This is a genomic window from Oceaniovalibus guishaninsula JLT2003, assembly GCF_000299575.1.
Lineage (GTDB): Bacteria > Pseudomonadota > Alphaproteobacteria > Rhodobacterales > Rhodobacteraceae > Palleronia > Palleronia guishaninsula.
On sequence record NZ_AMGO01000021.1, the window covers coordinates 145515 to 159407 of the forward strand.

11 protein-coding genes and 1 tRNA gene are annotated in these 13893 nt (G+C 68.0%); 7 read left to right on the forward strand and 5 right to left on the reverse strand.

The genetic code is table 11. The features are described 5' to 3' along the window. Positions 1-30 precede the first annotated feature (30 nt). From OCGS_RS06760 to OCGS_RS06780, 5 genes are read left to right on the forward strand one after another with little or no spacing between them, the layout of a single operon-like run. Positions 31-1284 carry an ABC transporter substrate-binding protein gene (locus tag OCGS_RS06760; RefSeq protein ID WP_040610702.1) on the forward strand — a complete coding sequence of 418 codons (1254 nt, stop codon included), beginning with the start codon at positions 31-33 and terminating at the stop codon, positions 1282-1284. Between the two features lie 44 nt (positions 1285-1328). Then, complete coding sequence (locus OCGS_RS06765) at positions 1329-2249, forward strand: carbohydrate ABC transporter permease (RefSeq protein WP_007426488.1); 921 nt, start codon at positions 1329-1331, stop codon at positions 2247-2249. Continuing rightward, entirely contained in the window at positions 2246-3085 is an 840-nt protein-coding gene (locus OCGS_RS06770) for a carbohydrate ABC transporter permease (RefSeq protein WP_007426489.1), read from the forward strand. Before OCGS_RS06765 ends, OCGS_RS06770 begins: the two co-directional genes overlap by 4 nt. After that, positions 3082-4107, forward strand: a complete 1026-nt coding sequence (locus OCGS_RS06775) for a Gfo/Idh/MocA family protein (protein WP_007426490.1) — start codon at positions 3082-3084, stop codon at positions 4105-4107. The genes OCGS_RS06770 and OCGS_RS06775 overlap by 4 nt, the downstream gene beginning before the upstream one ends. Then, the gene (locus tag OCGS_RS06780; protein WP_007426491.1) at positions 4104-5090 is read left to right on the forward strand and encodes an ABC transporter ATP-binding protein; all 987 of its coding nucleotides are present in this window, start codon (positions 4104-4106) and stop codon (positions 5088-5090) included. Before OCGS_RS06775 ends, OCGS_RS06780 begins: the two co-directional genes overlap by 4 nt. A 24-nt stretch (positions 5091-5114) precedes the next feature. On the opposite strand, the gene OCGS_RS06785 is transcribed toward OCGS_RS06780, so the two are convergent. The 3 genes from OCGS_RS06785 to OCGS_RS06795 all read right to left on the reverse strand — a co-directional run bounded on the left by OCGS_RS06785 (position 5115) and on the right by OCGS_RS06795 (position 7608). Beyond that, positions 5115-6164, reverse strand: a complete 1050-nt coding sequence (locus OCGS_RS06785; RefSeq protein WP_007426492.1) for a polysaccharide pyruvyl transferase family protein — start codon at positions 6162-6164, stop codon at positions 5115-5117. Further along, the gene (locus tag OCGS_RS06790) at positions 6161-7378 is read right to left on the reverse strand and encodes a glycosyltransferase (RefSeq protein WP_007426493.1); all 1218 of its coding nucleotides are present in this window, start codon (positions 7376-7378) and stop codon (positions 6161-6163) included. The genes OCGS_RS06785 and OCGS_RS06790 overlap by 4 nt, the downstream gene beginning before the upstream one ends. Before the next feature lie 144 nt (positions 7379-7522). Continuing rightward, a tRNA-Leu gene (locus OCGS_RS06795) sits at positions 7523-7608 on the reverse strand. Between the two features lie 114 nt (positions 7609-7722). Between OCGS_RS06795 and OCGS_RS06800 the strand changes: the two genes are divergently transcribed. Further along, positions 7723-9132, forward strand: coding sequence for a mannose-1-phosphate guanylyltransferase/mannose-6-phosphate isomerase (locus OCGS_RS06800; protein ID WP_007426494.1), 1410 nt, complete (start codon positions 7723-7725; stop codon positions 9130-9132). A gap of 6 nt (positions 9133-9138) precedes the next feature. On the opposite strand, the gene OCGS_RS14515 is transcribed toward OCGS_RS06800, so the two are convergent. Then, the gene (locus OCGS_RS14515; RefSeq protein WP_007426495.1) at positions 9139-10332 is read right to left on the reverse strand and encodes a DUF2793 domain-containing protein; all 1194 of its coding nucleotides are present in this window, start codon (positions 10330-10332) and stop codon (positions 9139-9141) included. Between the two features lie 152 nt (positions 10333-10484). On the opposite strand from OCGS_RS14515, the gene OCGS_RS06810 reads away from it, so the two are divergent. Continuing rightward, positions 10485-11495, forward strand: a complete 1011-nt coding sequence (locus OCGS_RS06810; RefSeq protein WP_007426497.1) for a glycosyltransferase — start codon at positions 10485-10487, stop codon at positions 11493-11495. A 153-nt stretch (positions 11496-11648) separates the two neighbouring features. Here OCGS_RS06810 and OCGS_RS06815 read toward each other — a convergent pair whose 3' ends face one another. After that, positions 11649-13838 (reverse strand): transglycosylase domain-containing protein, encoded by a 2190-nt coding sequence (locus OCGS_RS06815; RefSeq protein WP_007426498.1) that lies wholly within the window; start codon positions 13836-13838, stop codon positions 11649-11651. Positions 13839-13893 lie beyond the last annotated feature (55 nt).

Genomic DNA, 13893 nt, shown 5'->3' on the forward strand with positions numbered 1-13893 from the left:
CCGCCGGCCCCCATCCGACAGGAGGATCCCATGACGAACCGCAAATTTCTGGCCGCCCTGCTGGGCAGCACGCTGCTGGCCACCGCCGCCAGCGCGCAGGACGTGACGCTGACCATTGAAAGCTGGCGCAACGACGACCTGTCGATCTGGCAGGACCAGATCATTCCCGCGTTCGAGGCCGAGCATCCCGGCATCAAGCTGAACTTCACCCCCTCGGCCCCCGCCGAATACAACGCCGTGCTGAACTCCAAGCTGGATGCGGGCAGCGCGGGCGACATCATCACCTGCCGCCCCTTCGACGCGAGCCTCGCACTTTACGAAGGCGGCAAGCTGGCCGATCTTTCGGATCTCGACGGCATGTCCAACTTCTCGGACGTGGCGAAATCGGGGTGGAGCACCGATGACGGGTCCGTCACCTATTGCGTGCCGATGGCGTCGGTCATCCACGGCTTCATCTACAACAAGGACGCCTTTGCCGAACTGGGGCTGGAACCGCCCGAAACGGTGGACGACTTCTTTGCCGTGCTCGACGCGATCAAGCAGGACGGCACCTATATCCCGATGGCGATGGGCACCAACGACCAGTGGGAAGCCGCGACGATGGGCTATCAGAACATCGGCCCGAACTACTGGAAGGGCGAGGAAGGCCGCAAGGCGCTGATCGCCGGCGACGCCAGGCTGACCGACCCCGAATGGACTGCGCCCTATGCCCAGCTTGCCCGCTGGGGCGACTACCTCGGCGACGGTTTCGAGGCGCAGACCTATCCCGACAGCCAGAACCTGTTCACCTTGGGCCGCGCGGCGATCTTCCCCGCCGGATCGTGGGAAGTGTCGGGCTTCAACAATCTGGTCGACTTCGAGATGGGCGCCTTCCCGCCCCCCGTTCAGAACGAAGGCGATACCTGCTATATCAGCGACCACACCGATATCGGCATCGGCATGAACGCGGCGACCGACCACCCCGAAGCGGCCCGCACCTTCCTCGACTGGGTCGCGTCCGAGGAATTCGCCACGCTCTACGCCAACGCGCTGCCGGGCTTCTTCCCGCTGTCCGAGGCCCCAGTGCAGATCGACGATCCGCTGGCGCAGGAATTCGCAAGCTGGCGGCAGGATTGCGAAAGCACGATCCGGTCCACCTATCAGATCCTGTCGCGCGGCACACCGAACTTGGAAAACGAGACGTGGAACGCCTCGGCCCAGGTCATCAAGGGCGAGGAGACGCCCGAAGACGCCGGCGCGCGGCTTCAGGAAGGTCTGGCATCCTGGTATCAGCCGCAGCAATGACCGCGTGCGCGTCCCCAAGGGGGCGCGCATCCGCAGGGGGCCGGATGCACAAACCCAGATCCCGCCGCCGCTGGCACATCGCCGTTTTTCTGGCGCCCGCCGTGCTGGTCTACAGCGCGGTGATGATCCTGCCGCTTTTCGATACGCTGCGCCTGTCGCTGTTTACCGAAGGGCCCGAGGGGCGCGTCTTCGCCGGCCTTGCCAATTTCCGCACGCTGTTCGGCGACCCCAATTGGTCGCGCCAGTTCTGGAACGCGCTGGCCAACAACTTCTGGTTCTTCCTCATCCACATGGCGGTGCAGAACCCCATCGGCATCGCGCTGGCGGCGATCCTGTCGGCGCCGGGGCTGCGGCTGGCGGGGTTCTACCGGTCGGCCATCTTCATCCCCACGATCCTGTCCTTCGTCATCGTCGGCTTCGCGTGGAAGCTGATCCTGTCGCCGATCTGGGGCATCGCGCCGTCGATGCTGGATGCGGTCGGCCTGAAATCCTGGTTCGCCCCGTGGCTGGGACGCGAGGAGACGGCATTGACCACGTTGGCGCTGATCTCGGTCTGGCAATTCGTCGGCATCCCAATGATGCTGATCTATGCCGCGCTGCTGTCGATCCCCGACGAGATACTGGAAGCGGCCGAATGCGACGGCGTGACCGGCTGGTCGGCCTTCTGGAAGATCAAGCTGCCGTTGATCCTGCCCAGCATCGGCATCATCTCGATCCTGACCTTCGTGGCCAACTTCAACGCCTTCGACCTGATCTATGCCGCGCAGGGCGCGCTGGCGGGGCCGAACTTCAGCTCGGACATCCTGGGCACGTTCCTTTACCGCACCTTCTTCGGATTCCAGCTTCAACTGGGCGATCCCTATATGGGCAGCGCCATCGCGTCGGCGATGTTCGCGGTGATCCTGGTCGGGGTGTGCATCTACCTTTTCGGGATCCAGACCCGCATCCGCCGGTATCAGCTTTGAGCCGCGCGAGAACCAATCCGCTAAACAGCGTCGCCGCGCATGCCGCGCTGATAACCTACACGCTGATCGCGCTGTTTCCGGTCTGGGTGATCGTCACCAACAGCTTCAAGTCGCGCCGCGCGATCTTTTCCGAACCGCTGGCCCTGCCCGACGCCGACAGCTTTTCGCTGATCGGCTATCAGACGGTCATGCGGCAGGGCGATTTCGTGCTTTATTTCCAGAACTCTATGATCGTCACCGTCGTGTCGCTGGCGCTGATCCTGATCTTCGGCGCGATGGCGGCCTTCGCGCTGGCCGAATACAGGTTCCGCGGCAACACGCTCTGGGGGCTTTATCTGGCGCTTGGCATCATGATTCCGATCCGCATCGGCACGGTGGCGATCCTTCAGGGCATGGTGGCCACGGGCCTCGTCAACACGCTTGCCGCGCTGATCCTGGTCTATACGGCGCAGGGTCTGCCGCTGGCGGTGTTCATCCTGTCGGAATTCATGCGCCAGGTCAGCGACGATCTGAAGGATGCGGGCCGGATCGACGGGCTCAGCGAATACCGCATCTTCTTCCGCCTCGTCCTGCCGCTGGTGCGTCCCGCGATGGCCACGGTCGCGGTGTTCAACATGATCCCCATCTGGAACGACTTGTGGTTCCCGCTGATCCTGGCCCCCGCCGAGCAGGTCAAGACCCTGACGCTGGGCAGCCAGGTGTTCATCGGGCAATTCGTCACCGACTGGAACGCGGTGCTTTCGGCGCTCAGCCTTGCGGTGCTGCCGGTGCTGGTCCTCTATATCGTCTTTTCGCGGCAACTGATCCGCGGCATCACCTCGGGGGCCGTCAAATGACACATCGCGTCCTGATCGCGGGGCTGGGCAATATGGGCCTTTGTCACGCGCTGGCCCATCATCGCCATCCGCGCGCCGAGATCGTGGCGCTGGTCAACCGCTCGCCCGTCGATCTGCCGCCCGAACTGGCCGGTTATCCGGTCTTTCAGGATTTCGACACGGCGCTGGCCGAAACCCGTCCCGACATCGCCGTCATCGCCACCTATACCGACACCCACGCCGATTACGCCTGCGCCGCGATGCGCGCGGGCTGTCATGTCTTCGTGGAAAAGCCGCTGGCGACCACCGATGCCGACGCCGCCCGCGTCGCCGGTTGCGCGGCCGAAACGGGGCGCAAGGTCGTCGTCGGCTATATCCTGCGCCACCACCCAAGCTGGCAGCGCCTGATCGCCGAGGCGCGCGACCTCGGCGGCCCCTACGTCTTCCGGCTGAACCTCAACCAGCAATCGTCGGGCAAGACGTGGGAAACGCACCGCGCGCTGATGCAGACGACCAGCCCCATCGTCGATTGCGGGGTGCATTACGTCGATGTCATGTGCCAGATCACCGACGCCGCCCCGCTGCGCGTCAACGGCATGGGCCTGCGGCTGACCGATGAATTGCCCGGAGGCATGTATAATTACGGCCAGTTCCAGGTCGTCTTCGCCGACGGATCGGTCGGCTGGTACGAGGCGGGATGGGGGCCGATGATGTCCGAGACGGCCAGCTTCGTGAAGGACATCGTCTCGCCCGCGGGATCCGTGTCGATCACCGAAGGCAACAAGGGCGCGTCCGACGACGTGGACGGCCATACCAGGGTCGGCGCGATCCTGGTCCACCGCCCCCAGGGCGACAGGCTGATCGAGATGCCGGACGAACCCGGCCACCAGCAGCTTTGCGAGGCCGAGCAGGACTTCCTGCTGCGCGCCATCGACGACGATACCGACCTGACGCGCCATCTGCGCGACGCGGTGCAATCGCTGCGCATCTGCCTTGCCGCCGACCGGTCCATCCGCACCGGGGCGCCGGTGGATCTGACATGACCGCGCTGATCCTCGACCGCGTGAACAAGTCCTTCGGCGCGACGAAGGTGCTGCACGACATCGACCTCGCCGTGGACGAGGGCGAATTTGTCGTCTTCGTCGGCCCTTCGGGCTGCGGCAAGTCCACCCTGCTGCGCGTCATCGCGGGGCTGGAGGACGCGACATCCGGCACCGTCAGCATCGGCGGCGAGGACGTTACCCGCACGCCGCCCGCGAAACGCGGCATCGCGATGGTGTTCCAGTCCTATGCGCTTTACCCGCATCTCGACGTGCGCGGAAACATGGCGCTGGGGCTGAAGCAGGAAGGCCAGCCCAGGGACGTGATCGCCGCCCGCATCGCCGAAGCCGCGCGCATCCTCGACCTCGATCCCTATCTCGCCCGCCGGCCCGCCGAACTGTCGGGCGGCCAGCGCCAGCGCGTCGCCATCGGCCGCGCCATCACCCGCCAGCCGCGCCTGTTCCTGTTCGACGAACCGCTGTCGAACCTCGACGCCGCGTTGCGCATGAACACCCGGATCGAGATCGCGCAGCTTCACCGCGCGCTGGCCGCCAGCATGGTCTACGTCACCCACGACCAGACCGAGGCGATGACCCTGGCCGACCGCATCGTCGTCCTGCGCGCGGGCCGGGTCGAACAGATCGGCACCCCGATGCAGCTTTACAACGACCCCGCCAACCGCTTCGTCGCGGGGTTCCTCGGCGCGCCCTCGATGAACTTCCTGCCCGCCGGGCCGGATGGCGGCGTCATCGGCATCCGCCCCGAACATCTGGCCCCCGCCCCGGACGGCGCGATTGCAGGCGGCATCGTCCATGTCGAACGGTTGGGCGGCGATACGAACCTCGTCGTCGATGCCGGCGATGCGGGGTCCGTCACCGTGCGCATGTTCGGCCAGCACGACGCCCGCGTGGGCGAACGGCTGACGCTGGGCTACGATCCCGCCCGCGCCTTCCGCTTCGACGCGGACGGCAACCGCCTGCGCTGATCGCCCCGGCCCGCGTTCCGGCCGTCAGCCATAGACGCGCGCCAACGTGCCGCGCTGCGTGGCGGCGATCGCGGCAATCCGGTCCGCGACGACGAAATCCCGCGGATCGGCCAGCACGTCGCCGATCCGCGCCAGCACATCGTCCACGTCCAGCGGCAGCGGGACCGTCATCCGGGGGTCCGCGTTCAGGGGGGCCATGAAGTCGTGGCATTTGGGCAGATAGGCAATCATCAGCGCCGGAACCCCCGCGACCATCGCGAAACCGGCGGCATGCAGTTTCAGCCCAAGAAACACGCGATATCCGCTGATCGCGTGCATGAAGGCATAGGGATCGAAATAATGCGCCTCGATGCCGTATTGCCCTTCGGCCAGACCGGCGCGCGCGATGACCCGCTCGGTCGCGGGCAGGTCGGTTCTGACGGCGACATGGAACGCCAGCCGGTGATCGCGCGACAGCCTTTCGACCAGCGCCACGCAGGCATCCTCGAACGCGTCCTGATCGCCCAGACATTCGCCCAGACTCAGCCCGACGGGTCCGTCCTGCCGGTCACGGTTGGCGGCCGCCAGACCGGGCCGGTGCAGAAGAAACCCGAAATCCCCGAAGATCCCGGCACGCACGCCCATCCGTTCGGCAAGGCCAACCGAATCGGGGCCGCGCAGATGGACATGCCGGGCTTGCCGCAGGATCGCGCGCCAGCGGCGATAAGGGTCGGATTCGTTGACGATCTGGTGTTCGGCAAAGGCCATCCCGGTCCCGAAGAACGACACCTCGACCCCCTGCCGCGCCCGCATCTCGACATAGTCCAGCCATCCGGTATCCCCGCCATGAATCAGCGTCCCGCCGCCCACCAGCAGGTGTTTGCGACGCCTGCGCTCGACCAGACCGTTCAGAAGCGGTCGCGCGGGGTATCGCCGGCTCGGCACGATCCGCCGGGGGGACAGCGCCTGACCGGCAGCGACCAGCATCGCCTCGTCGCCCAGATTGCCGGGGCCGAACATGCCGAAAACCTCGATGTCCTTTTGCGGATTCGCCAGAAAATCCAGCAGACCGACGATCTTGTTCGGCAGCGTCATCCGACGGGCTCGCCCAGTGTCCTGTCGCTCTGCGTTTTGCCGCGGCCGGGCCGCCCCACGGCCTGCAAATGCGCGATCCGGCGATCGAACTCGCGCTCGAACGAATGGGCAGCGGCGAAATCGCGCGCGGCCGTGCAGCATGCCGCCAGCCGAGCGCGGTCGGTCGCGGCCTCGGCCAGCGCCTCCGCCAGCGCCTCCGGTTTGCCCAGGGGCGCGGTCCATCCCGCCCCCGAAACCTCGCACAGGGCCGCCCACATGCGGTTCGCATATCCGACCACGGCTAGCCCGCAGCCCATATTCTCAAGATATGTGCAGGACGGGTCCGATTGCCGGTGGCAGCTCAGATAGATATCCGCCCGCGTCCGCGCGAACGGCATAAGCTCGGTCCTGAAATCCACCGGCCCGTTCAGCCTGACCTTGCCCTGCAATCCATGCGCGGCGATCCCGGCGGCGATCTCGGCCTCCAGGCTGCCGGTGCCGAAGATATCCAGCTCGAACGCGATGCCCCTGGCCGTCAGCCGCCGCGCGATGGGGATCAGATCCTGCGACCCCTTCAGCGGCTCCAGCCGCCCCGAATGCATCAGCCGCAGCGGCGCACCCGTGGCCAGCCGCCCCGACCGCGCGGCCATGTCCGCATCGGTCGCCAGCAGGTCTTCCGAAACGCGGCTGTCGTAGAACATCATCGTGTCCGGGTTCATCGGACTGTAGGCGGCGAAGGCCGGATGGCCGTTGGCCTGGATCCCGCCCGCCGCCTGGAAAGCCTGCCGCCGCCGCCGCCGGCCGCTCTGGATACTGGCCAGCGCCCGCGCCCGCCTCGGCCAGCTTCGCGTCCGGTCCAGCATGACCATCTGCCGCCGGGTCTCGTCGATATTCTCGATCACGAAGACCAGCGCCTGCCCGGTCCGGCGGCAGGTTTCGGCCAGATGCAGATGCGCTTGCCCGTCGCCCCCGCACAGGATGGTGTCGTAACCCGCGATCTCCCTGGGGCCGAGGGCACGGCCCTCCGGCAGAAGTTCGACCTTGAACGGAAGCTCGGCCGGGTCGTAATACTGCCCGAATGCGAACGTCCCTGTCCGTTCGTGCAGCAGACACCCGACCGGCCCCGGCCATCTGTCGCTGTAAAACCGCATCCCTTCGACGAATTTCTTGTCGAGAAACAGCTTTCCGTCCCTGGATGCGGCCAGCGTGGGCGAAATCACCAGAAGTCTGGACATCTATCCCATCCCGATCCCGCACCTGCGCCAGCCACGCCTGCACGGGTCGCGCAAACCACCGGGCAAGTCCCCGATACCGGTCGGATACGCCATATCAAGGACTTGGCCAAGGCCATCCGTCACCCTGCGGAAAATTCGCAACGATGGTGCGGGCGGCCGGATTCGAACCGGCACGGGCTTTCGCCCCAGGCAGTTTAAGTGCCATGTGTCTACCGTTCCACCACGCCCGCGGCGGCGCGCCGTCCTAGCCGACCTTGCGCTGCGTGTCGATCACCCATGCGCGGGGGTTGCCCCGGCGCGCGGCGGCGGGAATAATGCCCCGAAGCCCGCCGCAAGGAGACCCCATGATCGTCCCCGTCCTTCTGTCCGGCGGCTCGGGCACGCGGCTATGGCCGCTGTCGCGCAAATCCTATCCCAAGCAATTCGCCAGACTGACCGGCGAGGGGACGCTGTTCCAGGCATCCGTGACGCGGCTTACCGGACCAGCCTTCGCGCCGCCTATCATCGTCACCGGGTCCGACTTCCGCTTCATCGTCACCGAACAATTGGCCGATGCCGGCATCGACCCCGGCGCCATCCTGATCGAGCCCGAGGCGCGCAACACTGCCCCCGCCGTTCTGGCCGCCGCCCTCTGGCTGGAAAAGACGCAACCGGGCGCGCTGATGCTGGTGGCGCCGTCCGATCACGTCATCGCCGATGCCGACGCCTTCTGCCGCGCGGTCGAGGCGGGCATTCCTGCTGCCCGCGAAGGCCGCCTGGTCACTCTGGGCATCACGCCGGACCGCCCCGAAACGGGCTATGGCTATCTCGAACTCGACGGCCAGCCCGGCAACGGCCCCGTGCCGCTGCGCCGTTTCGTCGAAAAGCCCGACCTCGACACCGCACGCGCGATGCTCGACGCCGGCACCTATCTCTGGAACGCCGGCATCTTCCTGTTCCGCGCCGACGCCATCGTCGCCGCCTTCCGCGAACACGCGCCCGCCCTGATCGACCCCGTAACGCAGGCGGTCGAACGCGCGCGCCCCGATCTGGGCTTCCTGCGCCTCGACGTCGATACGTGGAAAGAGGCCGAGGATATCTCGATCGACTTCGCGGTGATGGAAAAGGCCGCCAACCTCTCCGTCGTCCCCTTCCCCGGCGGCTGGTCGGATCTGGGCGGCTGGGACGCCGTCTGGCGCGAGATGGATCGCGACGGCACCGGCACCGCGGTCTCGGGCCACGCCACCGCCATCGACTGCACCGACACCCTGCTGCGCAGCGAGGATTCGCGCCTGGAACTGGTCGGGATCGGCCTGACCGACGTGATCGCCGTGGCCATGCCCGACGCCGTGCTGGTCGCCCACGCCTCGCGCGCGCAGGACGTCAAGAACGCCGTCACCGCGCTGAAAGGCAAGGCCGCCAAGCAGGCGACGGCCTTTCCGGTCGATCACCGGCCCTGGGGCTGGTTCGAAAGCCTGGTCATCTCCGACCGCTTCCAGGTCAAGCGCATCGTCGTGCATCCGGGGGCCGCGCTGTCGCTGCAATCGCATCACCACAGGTCGGAACATTGGATCGTGGTGCGCGGCACCGCCCGCGTCACCGTCAACGACGATGTCGCCCTGCTGACCGAGAACCAATCGATCTATATCCCCCTGGGCGCGGTGCACCGGATGGAAAACCCCGGCAAGGTCGATATGGTCCTGATCGAGGTCCAGACAGGCCCCTACCTGGGCGAGGACGACATCGTGCGCTACGAAGACATCTATGCCCGCTGACGGCCCTCAATCGGGCGCGGTCAGGCAGTAGAACGCCAGCGACGAATAGATGAACCGCGTGCTCGCGATCGGGGTCGAAGGGCGCAGCGCCATGATCAGCAGCCCGTCCTTGGGCACGTCATAGCCGATGGCCAGATCGACGACATACATCGCCGTGCCGGGAATCGGCACGCCGTCGCGCGACAGGATCTCGGTGCGCGCGTAATCGTTGCCCCAGAAATCGCCGTTCGCCCCGGTCTGGTGATAGACCCGCACGTCGAAGGCCGACAGATCGGGCTGGTTCGCCCGCATCACCCCGCGCAGCGCCACGATCCGCGATCCCCTGCGCACGAACGGTCCCAGATCGACGAAGCGCGATGTGGGCTCGCCCGTCTTGGGGCCGTAATTCTGGTTATAGGTCTCGGCCCCGTGGCCCGAATTGTCCGAGAGGCCCGCCCATTGCCCGTTGGCCGCGCATTGCCACTTGCCGGGAATATGCAGCACCTGCGACACCCGCGCGCCCGATGGAAACCGCGCCGCACCGGACGCGCGGTCGATCCGCAGGCTTTCGCGATAGGTGCCGGAATCGTCGGCGACCTTGATGCCGAAATCGTCCCGCCCCAGCAGCCCCATCAGCGCGCGCGGCGCATAGGCGGTCTTGAACGTCAGCGACGCGTCGTCGCCCGCGGCGGCCTTGTTCACCGCGATGTCGAATCCGCCATCGGATGTCAGCAGCGCGTTGGTGCCGTGAACCGCCAGCCGGTTCGTCGCGTCCCAGGCCGTGCCGATCCCCAGCCCCGGCACGTTCTGCAAATCGAGCGCGCCACCCGCGCCGCCCCCGCCCGCGCCGCCGCCCGTGCCCCCGTTCCCCGCATCGCCCATCGCCAGCACCTCCCACACGCCGTTCTTGCGCACCCGCAATTGCGCGCCTTCGGTATCCCAGCCGATCCAGCCGTCGGCGGGCGCGATGAACCGCCAGCCGTTCGGCCCCCATGTCGCCAGCCTGCCGCCCTGCCCGGCCCATTCCGCCGAAGGGGCCGCGCCCAGAGCATAGGTCGCGCCCGGCAGCGGATCCGCGGGCGGGGCCGCAAGGTCGAAACCCGCGATGCTCAGTTGCACCACGGTATCCAGCGCCAGCACCGCCTCGTTATGGGTGACGTGCTTTTGCGCCTGCGACGGCTGAATCAGCGGCAGGTCGAGCCGGGGCGAGGTGTCGGTCATGGGGCGCGCTCCTGTTGGATGGATCGTGCGGCGTTCTACGCGGCGATGATGACCGAACCCCTGCACCGCCGCGCGTTGCGGCGCGCCTTCGCGCAACGCCCTTGCCCTCGGGGCCGCGATCTGGTCAGGCATCCCCGTTAACGGAGGGCGGCATGAACAACATCGCAGGCAGGCTGACGGCCATCGTCGTCACCCACGAACGGCTGGACCAGCTGCGCGTCACGCTCGAAAGCCTGCTGGCCGCGCCCGCCGACCTGCTACAGGCGGTGGTGGTGGTCGATAACGCGTCGCAGGACGGCACCCCCGCCTGGCTGGCCGCGCAGGACGATCCACGCCTGATCGTGCATCGCTGCGACCGCAATGTCGGCGGCGCCGGCGGGTTCGAGGCCGGCATGCGTCTGGTCGTCGCCCGGCTCGATCCCGACTGGATCGTGGTGATGGACGATGACGGCCGCCCCGCGCCCGGCGCCATCGCCGCTTTCCATGCCGCGCCGCGCGATGCCCGCACCGCCTATGCTGCCGCCGTGCGCTATCCGGGCGGCGCGATCTGCGAAATGAACCGCCCCGGCCTCAACCCGTTCCGCCGCCCGGCGGCCCTGCTGCGCGCGTTGGCGGGGCGGGGGCGCGACGGCTATCACCTCGATCCGCGCGCCTACGACACCGACCGTCTGCACGACATCGACATGGCGTCTTTCGTCGGTCTCTTCGTGCCGCGCGCCGCCATCGAACGCTGCGGCTATCCGCAGGGCGGGCTGTTCCTTTACGGCGACGACGTGATCTATTCGCTGGGCCTGCGCCGCGCGGGCTTCCGCATCGCCTTCGATCCGGGCCTGCACTTCCAGCACGACTGCACCACCTTCGCCGCATCGGACGGCAAGGCGCGGGTCTATCGTCCGCTCTGGAAGGTCTATTACACCTATCGCAACGGCCTGATCATGTATCGCGCCGCCGCCGGGCCGCTTTTCTGGGGCCTGCTGCCGGTCGTCGCGTTCAAATGGCGCCGCGCCGCCGCCCGCTACGGCGCCGACGCGCCCGCCTATCTGCGGCTGCTGCACCGCGCCCTGCGCGACGGCGTCGCCCGCCGCACCGACATGACCCTGGCCGAGGTGCGGGCGCTTGCCGACGCGCCTCAGCGCCAGAAAAGCCCGCCCAGCACGTCCTGAAGCAGCCTCTCGGCCGCGTCGGCGCCGCGCCGCCGCGCGCTACGGCGCCGACGCGCCCGCTTATCTGCGGCTGCTGCACCGCGCCCTGCGCGACGGCGTCGCCCGCCGCACCGACATGACGCTGGCCGAGGTGCGGGCGCTTGCCGACGCGCCTCAGCGCCCGAAAAGCCCGCCCAGCACGTCCTGAAGCAGCCTCTCGGCCGCGTCGGGGAACGATTCGCCGCGCGCCGGCACACCGCCCGACTGCGCCACCGCCCCCCCGCCGCCATAGACGGGGGCCGCCGCATAGGGCTGCGCGTGTTGCATGGCGGGCGCGCGCGGGCCCGCCATCGGCAGCGGCCGCGCCGGCAGCCCCTCGCTGATGCGCGACATCGCTTCTTGCCAGATCTCCGCCGGCAGGCCGCCGCCCGTCACGCCCTTCAGCGGCGTGTTGTCGTCATAGCCCATCCACACCCCCGCCACGTAATCGGCGGTGAACCCCACGAACCACGCATCCCGCGACGCCTGCGTCGTGCCGGTCTTGCCCGCCGCCTCGCGTCCCGGTAGCCGCGCGCGCTGCCCGGTTCCCGCCTCGATCACCCGGCTCATCATCCAGGTCAGCTGCTGCGCCGCGTCCTGCGAGATCACCCGCTCGCCCAGGCCCCCCGTCTGGCCGATCAGCGGCGTGTCGTTGCCCTTCAGCCGCAGCTCGACCAGGCCGTAGGGCTCGACCGACGATCCGCCGTTCAGGATCCCCGCATAGGCGCCCGTCATCTCCAGCAGCGTCGATTCGGACGCGCCCAGCGCCAGGGCAGGCCCCGCCGCCAGATCCGAATCGATCCCGAAATCCGACGCCACCTTGCGCACGTTCTCGCGGCCCACCGCTTCGGACACGCGCACGGCGGCGGTGTTGATGCTGTGCTCCAGCGCCTCGGTCAGCGTGATCTCGCCGCGGTATTCGCCGGTATAGTTGCGCGGCGACCACGGGCCCGATCCGGGGATGTTCAGCGTCAGCGGCGCGTCCATCACCCGGTCGTTGGGGCTATAGCCCAGCTCCAGCGCCGCGGCATAGACGAAGGGCTTGAACGCCGATCCGGTCTGCCGCTTGGCCATGATGGCGCGGTTGAACTGCCCCGCCACGCCCTTGAACTTGCGCCCCCCCACCATCGCGCGCACCGCGCCGTCGGCGCTCATCACCACGATGGCGGCCTGCGCCTTGCTGCCCTCGCGCACCTTGGCGTCGAAGATGTAGTCCAGCGCGCTTTCCGCCGCCCGCTGGATGCGCGGATCGAAGGTGGTCCGCAGGATCACGTCCTCGGTGGTCTTGCGCGTCAGGAAATCGGGCGCGTCCGTCATCACCCAGTCGGCGAAATAGCCGCCCGCCCGCGCCTCGGCCGCCGCCGAAAGCTCAGCCGGATGCGCGCGCGCCTCGCGCACCTCCTCGGGGGTCAGATAGCCCTCGCGCTCCATCAGGCCGATGATCACCGATGCGCGGTCCTGGCTGCGTTGCAGATCGTTGGTCGGCGCATAGCGCGTGGGCGCCACCAGCAGCCCGGCCAGCATCGCGCCCTCGGCCGGCGTGACCTGGTTGGCGGACTTGCCGAAATAGCGCTGCGCCGCCGCCTCGAACCCGCGCGATCCGGCCCCAAGGAACGCCCGGTTCAGATAGATCGTCAGGATCTCGTTCTTGGAATACTTGGCTTCCATCGCCATCGCATAGACGGCTTCCTTGACCTTGCGCCAAAGCGATCCCTCGCGGCAATCGGCCTCGTATTCCGCTTCGGTCTCCCAGACCGCCGGATCGTAGGGCACGCCGAGGCACAGCAGCTTGGCGGTCTGCTGGGTGATCGTCGATCCGCCGTTGCCCGACAGCGGCCCGCGCCCTTCGCGCAGGTTGATCGCCACCGCGCTGGCCACGCCGCGCGGCGACACGCCGAAATGGCGATAGAACCGGCGATCCTCGGTGGCGATGACGGCATTGCGCAGGTTGGGCGAAATGGTCGCGGCGTCGATCTGGCCGCCGAACTGTTCGCCGCGCCAGGCGAAGATCGCGCCGTCGCGGTCCAGCATCGTCACCGATCCGCGCGCCCGCCCGTCCAGCAATTCCTCGACCGGGGGCAGCGTCGTATAGAAATAATAGACCGCGACCCCCAGGATCAGCGCCAGCACCGCCGCCCCGCGCACCGCCAGCCCGCCCACCAGCCGGAACGCCCAGCGGATCACCGCGCCGATCCATGCCAGCGGCCCGCGCCGCCGCCCGCCGCGCCGCACCGCCGGCCTGCGGCGGGGGGCGGGTCTGGCCGGGGCCTTGCGCGTGCGTTTCGGCGCCACGAGGGGCGATCTGCCTTTGCCGGAGGTGGCCATCTGCGGGACCTTGCCTGATCTGCTCTCGGCGACCCTACACCGAACCCGCGCGATA